We start from the raw sequence: 13,490 nt of genomic DNA on the forward strand, positions 1-13,490 counted from the left end.
GAAGCATGGCCGGACGGCTGTGCGCCGCCCGGGCGGCCGTCGGACCGCGGCCTCGGCCCGACCTCCCGTCCTCCACAGCCTGCCCCGCGCCGTTGTCGTACGCGAGCCGTACTCTGGGGCCCATGCAGACCTCGTCGGACCGGCACGAGTACCCCGCCCACTGGGAAGCCGACGTGGTGCTGCGCGACGGCGGCACCGCGCGCGTCCGCCCCATCACCGTCGATGACGCCGAGCGCCTGGTCAGCTTCTACGAGCAGGTCTCCGACGAGTCGAAGTACTACCGCTTCTTCGCGCCGTACCCTCGCCTGTCCGCCAAGGACGTCCACCGTTTCACGCACCACGACTTCGTGGACCGGGTGGGACTCGCGGCCACCATCGGCGGCGAGTTCATCGCCACCGTACGCTACGACCGGATCGGCGCCGGCGGAACGCCCGCGCCGTTCCCGGCCGACGAGGCCGAGGTCGCCTTCCTCGTCCAGGACGCCCATCAGGGCCGGGGTGTCGCCTCCGCGCTCCTGGAACACATCGCCGCCGTCGCCCGGGAGCGCGGCATCCGCCGCTTCGCCGCCGAGGTGCTGCCCGCGAACACCAAGATGATCAAGGTGTTCATGGACGCCGGGTACACCCAGAAGCGCAGCTTCGAGGACGGCGTGGTCCGCCTGGAGTTCGACCTGGAGCCCACCGACCGCTCGCTCGCCGTGCAGTACGCGCGCGAACAGCGCGCGGAAGCCCGCTCGGTGCAGCGCCTGCTCCAGCCCGGCTCCGTCGCCGTCATCGGCACCGGCCGCACCCCCGGAGGCGTCGGCCGCAGCATCCTCGGCAACATCCGGGACGCGGGCTACACCGGCCGCCTCCACGCCGTGAACAAGGCCTTCCCCGAGGATCTGAAGGAGATCGACGGGGTGCCCGCCCGCCGCTCGGTGCGCGACATCGACGGCCCCGTCGACCTCGCCGTCGTCACCGTGCCCGCCGAGCACGTGCCCGAGGTCGTCGCCGAGTGCGGCGAACACGGCGTGCAGGGCCTCGTCGTGATCTCCGCCGGGTACGCCGACAGCGGCCCCGAGGGACGCGAACGCCAGCGGGCCCTCGTGCGCCAGGCGCGCACGTACGGCATGCGGATCATCGGCCCCAACGCCTTCGGGATCATCAACACCTCCCCGGGGATCCGCCTCAACGCCTCCCTCGCCCCCGAGATGCCGCGCCCCGGACGGATCGGCCTGTTCGCCCAGTCCGGCGCCATCGGCATCGCCCTGCTCTCGCGGCTGCACCGGCGCGGCGGCGGGGTCACCGGTGTGACCGGCGTGTCCACCTTCGTCTCCTCCGGCAACCGGGCCGACGTCTCCGGCAACGACGTCCTCCAGTACTGGTACGACGACCCGGAGACCGACGTCGCGCTGATGTACCTGGAGTCCATCGGCAACCCCCGCAAGTTCACCCGCCTGGCCCGGCGCACGGCGGCGTCCAAGCCGCTGGTCGTGGTGCAGGGCGCCCGGCACGGCGGCGTCGCGCCGCAGGGCCACGCCGTACGGGCGACGCGGCTGCCGCACGCGACGGTCTCCGCGCTGCTGCGGCAGGCCGGGGTGATCCGCGTCGACACGATCACCGACCTCGTCGACGCGGGACTGCTGCTCGCCCGCCAGCCCCTGCCCGCCGGCCCACGCGTGGCGATCCTCGGGAACTCCGAGTCACTGGGCCTGCTCACCTACGACGCGTGCCTGTCGGAGGGACTGCGGCCGCACCCTCCGCTGGACCTGACGACGGCGGCCTCCGCGCAGGACTTCCACACGGCCCTGTCCCGGGCGCTGGCCGACGACGCCTGCGACGCGGTGGTGGTGACCGCCATCCCGACGGTGGGGGAGGGGGCGGCCGGGGACACGGCACTGGCCGAGGCGCTGCGCTCGGCGGCGGCCGCGGTGCCCGACAAGCCCGTCCTCGTGGTGCACGTGGAGCTGGGCGGCCTCGCCCAGGCCCTGTCCGCCGCGGCGAGCACCGCACCGCAGGCCGCCTCGGACACCCCGCCCCCGGGCACGCCGGGCGCCCCGGACGGCGCCCTCCCGCCGGGCGCCCCGGACAGCGTCCGCGCGCCGGAGCCGCCCGCCGAGGCCGTCCAGGCGCCGGAAGGAGCCCGCCTCATCCCCGCCTACCCCGCCGCCGAACGCGCCGTCCGCGCCCTCGCCCAGGCCGTCGCCTACGCGCAGTGGCGACGCGACGCCGCCGACCCCGGCAAGGTCCCGGAGTACGACGACATCGACGAGAAGGGCGCAGCCGAACTGATCGGCGCGCACCTCGCGCGCGGACAGGGCCTCACCCTCGGCGACCGGGAGACCTGCGAGCTGCTCGGCAGGTACGGCGTCCACGTCCACCGCGCCCTGCCCGCACCCACCCCCGACGACGCCGTGGCCGCCGCCGGCGCGATCGGCTACCCCGTCGCCCTCAAGGCCACCGCCCCGCACCTGCGCCACCGCGCCGACCTGGGCGGCGTACGCCTCGATCTTGCGGACGAGGAACAACTGCGGCGGTCCTACGCCGAGTTGACCGAGCTCTTCGGAAGGCCCGAGGAGCTGCGGCCGGTGGTCCAGGGCATGGCGCCGCGCGGTGTCGACACGGTCGTCCGGGCGGTCATCGACCCGGCGGCCGGCGCGGTGCTCTCCTTCGGACTCGCCGGGGCGGCCACCCAGCTCCTCGGCGACACGGCGCACCGGCTGATCCCGGTCACCGACCGGGAGGCCGCCTCCCTGATCCGCTCGATCCGCACCGCGCCCCTCCTCTTCGGCTGGCGAGGCTCGGCCCCGGTCGACGCCGCCGCCCTGGAGGAGCTGCTGCTGCGCGTCTCCCGGCTGGTCGACGACCACCCGGAGGTCGTCGCGGTCACCCTGGAGCCGGTCGTCGTCGCCCCGCGCGGACTGAGCGTCCTCGGCGCCTCCGTCCGCCTCGCGCCCCCGCCCGCCCGGGACGACCTCGGCCCGCGTACGCTCCCGGCGTACTGACCGCGCGGCCGCGCGGGGAGGCGGGCCCAGCCCGCGGAGGTTCCCGGCGAACTCACCCCGCCGGGCCCGACGGAGGGCCCCGCGGACAGGGCGCGAAGAGCGCGCGAGGACCGGACAGGGACCCGGCGGGCGGCGCCCGGGGACGGACCGGGGACCGCACGGGCGTCCCGCGCAGTCAGTGGGCCCCCGTAGGATGGACGGCATGGCCAAGACCAGTACGACGACCCAGGGGCTGCGAGCGGCGATCGAGCGCAGCGGCTACTACCCGGCCCTCGTGGCCGAGGCGGTGGAGGCCGCCGTGGGCGGCGAGCCCATCCGGTCGTACCTGGTCCACCAGGAGACCACGTTCGACCAGAACGAGGTGCGCCGGCACGTGACCGTGCTGGTCCTCACCGGCAACCGCTTCATCGTCAGCCACACCGACGAGCAGGCCGCCGACGACACCTCCCCGACGCCCTACGCCACGACGTCCACCGAGTCCGTCAAGCTCGGCCGGATCTCGTCCATCGTCGTCAGCCGTGTGGTCGCCAACCCGGAGAAGTACAAGCCGGGCACCCTGCCCCGCGAGATCGTGCTGACCATCGGCTGGGGCGCCGTCTCCCGCCTCGACCTGGAGCCGGCCGCCTGCGGCGACCCGAACTGCGAGGCCGACCACGGCTACACCGGCAGCTCGACCGCCGACGACCTGAGCCTGCGCGTCAGCGAGGCCGGGGACGGCCCGGAGACGGTGCGCCAGGCGCTCGCCTTCGCGCAGGCCCTCTCCGAGGCGACCGCGGACTCCCCCCGCTGATGGCGCAGCACGCCACCTGGGACACCTACCCGGAACCGCTCCCCGTCGACTCCGCCCCCGTGCCCGAGTACGGCACGGGCTCCCTCGCCGACCTGCTGCCCACGCTGGCCGCCGGCCTCGGCGTCCCCGGCATGACCGCGGCCATCACGGAACTGACCCCCGCCGACCGGAACTGCGTGTTCCTGATCGACGGCCTCGGCTGGGAGCAGCTGCGGGCCCACCCGGACGAAGCCCCCTTCCTGAACTCCCTGCTCGGCAGCTCGCGCGGCGGCACCGGACGCCCGATCACCGCCGGCTACCCGGCGACCACCGCCACCTCCCTCGCCTCCGTCGGCACCGGCCTGCCGCCGGGCGCCCACGGCCTGCCCGGCTACACCGTGCGCAACCCGGACACCGGCGAGCTGATGAACCAGCTGCGCTGGCAGCCCTGGACCCCGCCGGACGCCTGGCAGCCGTACCCCACGGTCTTCGGCCTCGCCCAGCAGGCCGGGGTGCACGCCGCCCAGGTCTCCTCGCCGACCTTCGCGAACACCCCGCTGACCAAGATCGCCCTCAGCGGCGGCACCTTCCACGGCCGGCTCACCGGCGAGGACCGCATGGACCTCGCGGCCGAGCAGCTGGCCGCCGCCGACCGCGCCCTCGTCTACACGTACTACGCCGAGGTCGACGGCGCCGGCCACCGCTACGGCGTGGACTCCGACACCTGGCGCGGCCAGCTGATGCACGTCGACCGGCTGGCCCAGCGCCTGGCCGAGCAGCTGCCGCCGCGCAGCGCCCTCTACGTCACCGCCGACCACGGCATGATCGACGTGCCCTTCGACGAGGACCACCGCATCGACTTCGACGAGGACTGGGAGCTGAAGGCGGGCGTCGCCCTGCTCGGCGGCGAGGGCCGCGCCCGGCACGTGTACGCCGTCCCGGGCGCCCACGACGACGTGCTGACCTGCTGGCGCGAGGTGCTCGGCGAGCAGTTCTGGGTGGCCTCGCGCGACGAGGCGGTCGAGGCCGGCTGGTTCGGCCCGTGCGTCGACGACCGGGTGTACGGCCGCATCGGCGACGTGGTCGCCGCCGCGCGCGACGACGTTCTGCTCATCGCCTCCGAGCGGGAGCCGAGGGAGTCGTCGATGGTCGGCAACCACGGCTCGATGACCCCCGCCGAGCAGCTGGTCCCCCTGCTCGAAGTACGCTCCTGACCCCCCCACCGCCGACCCTCTTCGCCGAAAGGTGCTCAACCCCTCATGCCCGAGCTGGTGTTCTTCTCCGGAACGATGGACTGCGGGAAGTCGACACTGGCTCTCCAGATCGAGCACAACCGCTCGGCGCGCGGCCTCGCGGGCATCATCTTCACGCGCGACGACCGCGCGGGCGAGGGCAAGCTCTCCTCCCGGCTCGGCCTGGTCACGGACGCGGTGGAGGTCGAGGACGGGCACGACCTGTACGCGCACGTCGTCGACCACCTCTCGCAGGGCGGTCGCGCGGACTACGTGATCGCGGACGAGGCGCAGTTCCTGGCGCCGGAGCAGATCGACCAGCTCGCGCGCGTGGTGGACGACCTCGAACTCGACGTGTACGCCTTCGGCATCACCACCGACTTCCGCTCCAAGCTGTTCCCCGGCTCGCAGCGGCTGGTGGAACTCGCCGACCGCGTCGAGGTGCTCCAGGTCGAGGCCCTGTGCTGGTGCGGCGCTCGCGCCACGCACAACGCCCGGACCGTGGGCGGCGTCATGGTCGTCGAGGGCGCCCAGGTGGTCGTCGGCGACGTCACCCAGTCCTCCGACGAGATCGGTTACGAGGTCCTGTGCCGACGCCACCACCGTCGCCGCATGACGGCGGCGACGGCCCGCGCGGCGGCCCTGTCGCCGGACGTGCTGCCGGTCACCCCGGTCTGACCGCCGGGATCCACGCCGTACGGGCGGGGTTGACGTGGCGTCAGGTGATGGGTGTCACTGTTCCCGTCCCGCTTCCACATGATCGGAGAAGGCGTGAAGCCCCGTTTCCGACGTCCCGTCCGCGCCCACCGTGCCCACCGCGCCTCCGTCGCCGTCCTCGCCGCAGCCCTGCTCGCCATGGCGGCACCGGCATCCGCCCTGGGCGGGGACGCCTCCGGGGCCGGGGCCCCGGCGGTGCCGCTGCGGGTGGCGACCTACAACATCCACGCCGGAGCCGGCGCCGACCAGGTCTTCGACCTCGACCGCACCGCCGAGGCCGTACGTGCCCTGCGGGCCGACGTGATCGGCCTCCAGGAGGTCGACGTGCACTGGGGAGCGCGCAGCGACTTCGTCGACGAGGCCCGGGCGCTGGCCGAGAAGCTGGACATGCGGGTGTACTTCGCGCCGATCTACGATTTGGACCCGGCCGGCGAGGGCGGTGAACGCCGGCAGTACGGCGTCGCCGTGCTCAGCCGCCACCCGGTCGTCGCGGCCGAGAACCACGAGATCACCCGGCTCTCCACCCAGACCTCCGACCCGGCCCCGGCCCCGGCGCCCGGCTTCGCCGAGGTGACGGTCAACGTGCGGGGCGCGCACGCGCACGTCTACGTCACGCACCTGGACTACCGGGCCGACCCTTCGATCCGCGCGGCCCAGGTGGCGGACATGCTCGCGGTGCTGGCCGCCGACCGCGGACCGAAGATCCTCGTCGGCGACTTCAACGCCGAGCCCACGGCACCGGAGTTGGCGCCGCTGTGGCGGCACCTGCGGGACGCCGCCCCCGACGGCGGCCGGACGTACCCGGCGACCGCCCCGGTCAAGCGCATCGACCTGGTCACCGTCTCGCCCGACATCACCGTGACCGGCGCCGGGACGGTCGCCACCGAGGCGTCGGACCATCGCCCCGTGGTCACGGACCTGGAGCTGCACCGGCGCGGCCGCTGAACCACCGGCCGTCGCCGGGGAATCCACGCGAGCTGCGAGTTCCGGCGGCGAGGACACCGAACAAGCGATCGGCATCAAAGCGGACGAGGTTATGATCACCCCGGCAAGGCCGTAGCGCAGAGGTCGTCGCGCCCACGCATCAAGCTGGAGGACGTCGGTTCGAATCCGACCGGCCTTGCCACCCTTGTCGTGGAGGAAAGTCGATTGGCGTCGGTCCGTCCCGGGCGGGCGGAGGGCGATGCCGCCCTCGGCGAGCCGGGCACCGGCGACGGACCGGTGGAGTGGTGATGACGCAGCCGACACCCGTGCGCTGCCCGGCGATCGAGCACCCGGACATCCCGATCGGCGATCCCGCCGTCCTGGCCCCGCTGCTGGCCCGGCTGAGGTCGGCGCGAGCGGTGGAGAGCGACGAGACCTTCCCGCTCGGCACCCTGCGGGCGGACGGCCGCGTCGACCTGTGCAAACAGGGGCTCGGAGCGGTGGGTGCCGCCCGTCTGATGCCCGTCGCCGCCACCTCGCCGCACGCCCGGCACCTCCTGCTCGGCACCAACGCCATCGGCGACGAAGGGGCCTCGACGGTCGTCCGGGCTCTCGACGGCGACCACGGCCTGCACACGCTCTACCTCGGCTGCAACCGCATCGGCCCCCGGGGCGCCGCCGTGCTCGCCGACGCGCTGTCGACGGACGCGACCGTGCGCGCCCTGTGGCTCAAGCGCAATCCGGTGGGCGACGACGGGGTCCTCGCCCTCGCCGCGATGCTCCGCCGCAACACCACGCTGCGCACCCTCGACCTGGTCAACACCGGCCTCACCACCACGGGGTTGCGGGCGCTGCTCGACGCCCTCACCGGCCGCCCGCGCCCGGTGGAACGCCTCTTCCTCGGCGGGAACGGCCTGACCGCCGACGCCGCCGGGTTGCTGGCCGCGCTGGTCCGGGACGCGGGCGTGCGCGAGCTGTACCTGCCCGCCAACCACCTCGGCGACGAGGGCGCCGCCGTCCTCGCGGCCGCGGCCGACCCCGGACGGCCGGTACGGCTCGGACTGGGCGGCAACGGGATCGGCCCCGCCGGTGCCCGCGCCCTCGCCGGCGCCCTGGACGGCATCGAGGCGCTCGACCTGGGCCGGCCACCGTCGGAGCGGAGCCTCGGCGCCCCCGCCAACGACACCGGTGACGAAGGCGCCCGCGCCCTGGCCGCCGCCCTGTGCGGCAGCCCGCTGCGCCGGCTCGAACTGCGCCACACCGGGCTCACCGGGCGGGGCGCGAAGACCCTGCTGGCGGCCGTGCCGGACGGCACGACGCTGGAGTACGTCGGCCTCGGCCCGGGACTGCCCCGCAAGGTGAAGCGGTCCCTGAACCAGCGCCTGCGACCCGCCCGCGGGGCCCATCCGGACCTCGGTGCGATAGGAAGTGTCTACCGGTGAGCGCACGCCCCCTCCTCCCGTGCTTCCCACCGGAGGAGGCGTCGAGTTGGCGGCGGATCCGCCGCTACGCGGTGCCCCGGACGATGATCGAGCGCGCGGCCGAACGCCGCTCGGCCGGCGACTGGCGGGGCGCCTGTGCGGCGGCCGGTGTGGACGTCGCCGTAGACCTGCCGGAGATCGCCGGGCACTGCGGCCACGAGGTGGCCGAGGCCCTGGCGGACGACCTGCGTCACCTGGTCCCGGACCTGCTGCGCTGGCACCTGCCCCGCATCCTGGGCGGATGGACCACCCTCGACACCGACCGCACCGTGGTCCTCGCCCGCTACCGGCCGGTGCGGGCGGGCGAAGGCCCCCGGACCACGCCGTACCTCCACGTCACCACGCCGCCGATGCGGGAGGGCCCGCAGCGCGTCACCCTGCGCTTCGGCACGGTCCGGGACGAGAAGGCCGTCGGCGTCTTCGGCCCGCGGACCGACGACTGGCGGTACGCCCGGCACCTGTGGGACGCACGTCGCACCGCCGAACTGCGTGAGCGGTGCGGTGGCACCGACCGACCGCCGTTCTTCCACCCCGACGGCAGACCGCGCGCGACGGAGGAACTGCCCACGGCGGACCCCGGTCCCGGCGACGCGGCGGCCCGGGCCGAATGGGCCACCCTGCTGCACCACAGGGACGGCGTCCGGGCGGTCCTCGACGCGGTCGGCATCGAGGCCGACCTGACTCCACCGGACACCCGGACGCGGTACCCGGCCGACCCGGCATGGTTCCTCCGCAGGCTCGCGCTCGGGCACACCCGTCTGGAGCCCGAGGTCCGCCGGCTGACGGACGAGGGGGTGGGGGACCGCTTCCTCATCGCCCTCGACTGGCGGATGAACATCCTGCTGGAGCCGGCGTCCTCCGGCGGCGCCGGGTTGCGGATCCGTGCCGTCGACCGGAAGGAGACCGACGGCACGCCCTTCCTGCCCGAGGCGCTCTGGCGCAGGCTTCCCGACCTCGACCTGCTGTACGCCGGCGGAGTCGAGCCGGCACACCTGCACCCCCTGGTCCGCGAGGCACTGTTCCCGGCACTGCGGGTACCGGAGGGGGCCGTCGGCCCGCCGGGACCCGCAGCGCCCGCACCCGTCCGGGTCCGGTGCCGGGGCGAATGGCACGAGGTGGGCTTCCGCCCGGGCGGCCTCCTGCACATGCCGCACAGCGACGAGGAGCAGCAGCGCGAACGGGCCCTGCGCGCCTTCGGCGGCGCCGTCGCCGGATGCTTCGCCGTCCAGCAGACCTGGACGTCGGGGGAGGGCCGGCTGCCCAAGGCCCTGCGCGCCCAGATGCGGGACCTGTTCCTGCGCGCCCAGCACGGCGACACCGACGGGGTGCTCCAGCTCCTGGACGCGGGCGTGGACCCCCGGGTACGCGGCGCCGGCCGGCGCACGCTGCTCCACGTCCTGCACCTGCTCGACCACGAACGCCTCCTGCCCCGGCTGATCGAGGAGGGCCTCGACCTGGAGGCCCGGGACCACCGGGACCGCACCCCGCTGTTCGTGGCGGTCAACGACGGCGGCTCCCGGGCCCTGGTCGAGGCCTTGCTGGCCGCCGGCGCCCGCATCGACGTGGTCGACGACGCCGAGTACTCGCTGGCCCAGGTCATCCGCCGGTTCAAGCGCGCCGACCTGGCCTTCCTGCGGGAGCGGGTACGGAAGGAGCATCCGGGACTCGGCGCCGACTGGTGGGACGAGATGATGGACGACAACGAGGACCACGACGAGGACGAGGACCGTTGAGCACCGCACCCGCCTCCCGCACCGCACCCGCCTCCCGCACCGCACCCGCCTCCGGGCCGGGAGCGAACGGCCGCACCGCCCCGGACCCGCTGGCCGCCGCGGACGACCTCGTCGCCCGGCTGCGCACCCACCGCACCGAACCCGCCGCCAACCCCCAACTGGAGGCCCTGGCCCTGACGGTGACGGCCAATCAGCCCGTGCTGCTGTGGGGTGAACCGGGCATCGGCAAGTCGGCCGCCCTGGAGCAGCTCGCCGCCGGACTCGGCCTTCCGCTGGAGACGGTCATCGCCAGCGTGCACGAGCCGTCGGACTTCGCGGGACTCCCGGTCGTCGGGGACGACCCGGCCGCGACCGGCGTACCGATGGCCCCGCCCGACTGGGCGGTCCGGCTCAAGCACGCCGGCCACGGCCTGCTCTTCTTCGACGAACTGTCCTCCGCGCCACCGGCCGTGCAGGCGGCGCTGCTGCGGGTCGTCCTCGAACGCCGGGTCGGCAGCCTCGTCCTGCCCGACGCGGTGCGCATCGTCGCCGCCGCCAACCCACCCTCCAGCGCCGCCGACGGCTGGCACCTCAGCCCGCCGCTCGCCAACCGCTTCGTCCACCTCCACTGGACCCACGACCCCGCCACGGTCGCCCGCGGCATGGCCGGCACCTGGCCTGAGGCGGCCGTCCCCACGGTCGACCCGGCCAAGGCGCCCGGCGCCGTCGCGCGGGCCCGCGGCGCCGTCTCCGGGTTCCTCACCGCACGCCCGGGCCTGGTCCACCACATGCCAGCCGACGCCGAGAGCCGGGGCCGGTCGTGGCCGTCCCCGCGGACCTGGGAGATGGCGCTGCGGCTGCTCGCGACGGGCTACGCGACCGGCGCCGGCCGCGAGGCGGTGGCCGCCGCGCTCACCGGCGCAGTCGGGGACGGCGCCGGCATCGAACTGCTCTCGTACCTGGAACACCTCGACCTGCCCGACCCCGAGCGGGTCCTCGCCGACCCCGACGCGTTCGCCCTGCCCGAGCGCGGCGACCGTCAACTCGCCTTCCTCATCGCGGTCGTCGCCGCCATCCAGAGCGACCTGACCCGGCCCCGCTGGGAGGCCGGCTGGACGGTCCTGGCCAAGGCCGTGGACGCGGGCGTGCCCGACGTGGCCGCCCGGGCCGCCACCGACCTGGCCGCGATGCGCCGACTGGACTGGCCTGTGCCGCCCGGCATCGACGCGTTCCTGGAGCTGCTGCAGATGTCCGGGGCCCTGCCCGGCGGCCGGTGAGGCGGCCGCCATGACGGCAACCCCCGGGAAACCGGACACGGCGAAACTGCTCGCCGCTCGCTACCGCGCGGCGCACGACCGGCCCTATCTGGCGTCGGCCCTGTACGCCCTGACCGTCGTCCCCAGCCCTGACGTGCCGACGATGGGCGTGGACCGCCACTGGCGCTGCTACGTCTCACCCGCCTTCGTCGCCGCCACGCCCGTGGAGGAACTCGCGGGTGTCTGGGTGCACGAGGCGGCGCACCTGCTGCGCGACCACCACGGCCGCGCCGACCGGCTCCCCGCCGCCGGCCGGAGCGACCGGTACCGCGTCAACGTCGCCCAGGACTGCGAGATCAACGACGACCTCCTCGCCGACGGACTGCGCCTGCCCGCCGGACGCGTCGAGCCGCGCCTGTACGGCCTGCCCGACGGGCAGCTGTTCGAGGCGTACCTGGACCAACTGTCCCCGCACGTACGGGAACACGACTGCGGCTCGGGAGCCCACGGCCACCCGGCCCCCTGGGAGCTCCCGGGATCCACCGGCCCCGCCCCGCTCGGCGACGCCGAGGCCCGCGCCCTGCGCCGGCACACCGCCGAGGCGATGCGCGCCCACCAGCGCGCCCGCGGCACCCTGCCCGCCGGCTGGCAGCGCTGGGCCGAGGAGGTCCTGGAACCCACGGTGGACTGGCGGCAGGCCCTGACCGGCGCCGTCCGGGAGGCCGCCGCGTGGGCCGGCGGCGCCGTCGACTACACCTACCGTCGCCCGTCACGCCGCACCCCGGCGCTGCGCGGCGTCGTCCTGCCGAGCCTGCGCCGCCCGCTGCCCCGGGTGGCCGTCGTCGTCGACACGTCCGGCTCGATGGGCGACGCGGAACTCGCGGCGGCCCTCGGGGAGATCACGGGTGTGCTGCGCGAGGTCGGCGTCCGCGGCAACCGCGTCACCGTCCTCGCCTGCGACGCCGACGTGCACGCCGTCTCGCGGGTGACGTCCGTCGAGCAGGTCACCCTCGGCGGCGGTGGCGGCACCGACATGCGCGTCGGCATCGACGCCGCACTCGCGTCCCGCGACCGCCCGTCCATCGTGGTCGTCCTCACCGACGGCTACACGCCCTGGCCCGCCGAGACCCCGTCCTGCCGCCTGGTCGCGGCCCTGATCGGCGCCGGCGCACCCGAGCCGCCGGCCTGGGTGGAGACGGTCCGCGTTCCCGCCGGCTCCCCCGGGTAGCGGCGACCGCGGCGGGCCGGTCAGCCGGTACGGGGCTTGCCGGACACCTCGATCAGCACGGGACGCCGCAAGCCGGCAGAAGGAAGCCGTCGACCTGGTCCTCCGCCAGATGAAACACTTCGCCAACGAGTGGTCCATCAACGGAGAGACCGGCACCTGAGCCTCCCCCCCCACAACCCCTCGCGCCTGAGCGAGGGCCGCTCACCGACTCACCGGAACTCTGAAGACATACAGGGAGGTGGTTCCTCCTGGAAGGTCAGGTTTATTTCATGGCGGGTAAAGAGATAGAGGACCCGGGGTCGTATTTCTCCTCGGTGCTGGTCGCTGCGGCGAAACTTCCGGGTGTGCGCATCCACAGGGAGGCGTACCTTCGGAAGGCGCTGTCTCACCACTGCTCCGAAGAGCAGATCAAGCAAGCGATCGAAGAGACCCCGGCAGCGGCGGGCATCTCCCTCGACATTCTGGAAAAGGCGGCCAACGACTCCATCAAGTACGAGACCGCCAAGGTCAGCGCCGCTTCCGCGGCTGCCGGACTGCCCGGCCTGCTCTTCCTTCCCGCCACGGTCCCCGCCGACTTGGCGCAATACATGGGTCACATGCTGCGCATCGCGCAGAAGCTCGCCTACCTCTACAGCTGGCCCGACCTGTTCTCCGGAGACGGCGACGACATCGACGACGCGACCGCGGGAGTGCTCACCCTCTTCGTCGGCGTGATGTTCGGCACCCATTCGGCGACCACGGCGATCGGAAAAGTCTCGGAGGAGATGTCGAAGCATGTCGCCAAGAAGCTTCCCGAGAAGGCACTCACGAAGGGCGTCATCTATCCCCTCGTGAAGAAGATCGCCGGTCACCTCGGTAAGGAGATCACGAAGCAGACCTTCGCAAGGGCCGTCTCCAAGGCCGTCCCCGTCGTCGGTGCCGTCGTCTCCGGCGGTCTCACGTTCGCGACCTTCCGCCCCATGGCGAAGAAGCTGAAGAACCACCTTTCCGAACTGGCCATGACGAAACCCACCCTCCGAGTCGAGGATGTCGAGGTCGTGCAGGACCACAAGCCCTCCACCGCGGACTACGACGAACAGTCCGACGGGGACGACACCGCCTCCAGGTAGATGAACCACGGCCGCCGGCCTGCTGCCGCTCGCTGACGTATTCGAGCCCTCGTGAGCCCGGATGCGTCAGGCGGC

Annotated in this window: 10 protein-coding genes and 1 pseudogene; all 11 read left to right on the forward strand. The window is 74.2% G+C overall.

All coding sequences use genetic code 11. The annotated features are described in order from the left end of the window. Positions 1-122: 122 nt before the first annotated feature. The 11 genes and pseudogenes from ACIRFH_RS19205 (at position 123) to ACIRFH_RS19255 (ending at position 13,415) form a co-directional block, all read left to right on the forward strand. Positions 123-2,987, forward strand: a complete 2,865-nt coding sequence (locus ACIRFH_RS19205) for a GNAT family N-acetyltransferase (protein WP_403522058.1) — start codon at positions 123-125, stop codon at positions 2,985-2,987. Between the two features lie 202 nt (positions 2,988-3,189). Further along, on the forward strand, positions 3,190-3,777 hold the full coding sequence (locus tag ACIRFH_RS19210; protein WP_239763714.1) for a DUF5998 family protein: 588 nt from the start codon (positions 3,190-3,192) through the stop codon (positions 3,775-3,777). After that, complete coding sequence (locus ACIRFH_RS19215; protein WP_403522060.1) at positions 3,777-4,970, forward strand: alkaline phosphatase family protein; 1,194 nt, start codon at positions 3,777-3,779, stop codon at positions 4,968-4,970. The genes ACIRFH_RS19210 and ACIRFH_RS19215 overlap by 1 nt, the downstream gene beginning before the upstream one ends. 45 nt (positions 4,971-5,015) lie before the next feature. Then, entirely contained in the window at positions 5,016-5,666 is a 651-nt protein-coding gene (locus tag ACIRFH_RS19220; RefSeq protein ID WP_403522062.1) for a thymidine kinase, read from the forward strand. Positions 5,667-5,759: 93 nt separating this feature from the next. Next, the gene (locus ACIRFH_RS19225; protein WP_403522064.1) at positions 5,760-6,650 is read left to right on the forward strand and encodes an endonuclease/exonuclease/phosphatase family protein; all 891 of its coding nucleotides are present in this window, start codon (positions 5,760-5,762) and stop codon (positions 6,648-6,650) included. Between the two features lie 105 nt (positions 6,651-6,755). Then, a pseudogene (locus ACIRFH_RS19230) lies at positions 6,756-6,831 on the forward strand. 106 nt (positions 6,832-6,937) lie between these two features. Further along, a complete protein-coding gene (locus ACIRFH_RS19235) occupies positions 6,938-8,071 on the forward strand; it encodes a gala protein (RefSeq protein WP_403522066.1) in 1,134 nt (377 codons plus the stop codon). Beyond that, entirely contained in the window at positions 8,068-9,843 is a 1,776-nt protein-coding gene (locus tag ACIRFH_RS19240; RefSeq protein ID WP_403522068.1) for an ankyrin repeat domain-containing protein, read from the forward strand. Before ACIRFH_RS19235 ends, ACIRFH_RS19240 begins: the two co-directional genes overlap by 4 nt. An 89-nt stretch (positions 9,844-9,932) precedes the next feature. Next, positions 9,933-11,099, forward strand: coding sequence for an AAA family ATPase (locus tag ACIRFH_RS19245; RefSeq protein ID WP_403522223.1), 1,167 nt, complete (start codon positions 9,933-9,935; stop codon positions 11,097-11,099). A gap of 10 nt (positions 11,100-11,109) precedes the next feature. Next, on the forward strand, positions 11,110-12,306 hold the full coding sequence (locus tag ACIRFH_RS19250; RefSeq protein WP_403522070.1) for a VWA-like domain-containing protein: 1,197 nt from the start codon (positions 11,110-11,112) through the stop codon (positions 12,304-12,306). 269 nt (positions 12,307-12,575) lie between these two features. Next, positions 12,576-13,415 carry a hypothetical protein gene (locus ACIRFH_RS19255; protein ID WP_403522072.1) on the forward strand — a complete coding sequence of 280 codons (840 nt, stop codon included), beginning with the start codon at positions 12,576-12,578 and terminating at the stop codon, positions 13,413-13,415. Positions 13,416-13,490: the final 75 nt, after the last annotated feature.

Origin of the sequence: Streptomyces sp. NPDC093586 (assembly GCF_044764905.1) — a bacterium.
GTDB lineage: Bacteria > Actinomycetota > Actinomycetes > Streptomycetales > Streptomycetaceae > Streptomyces.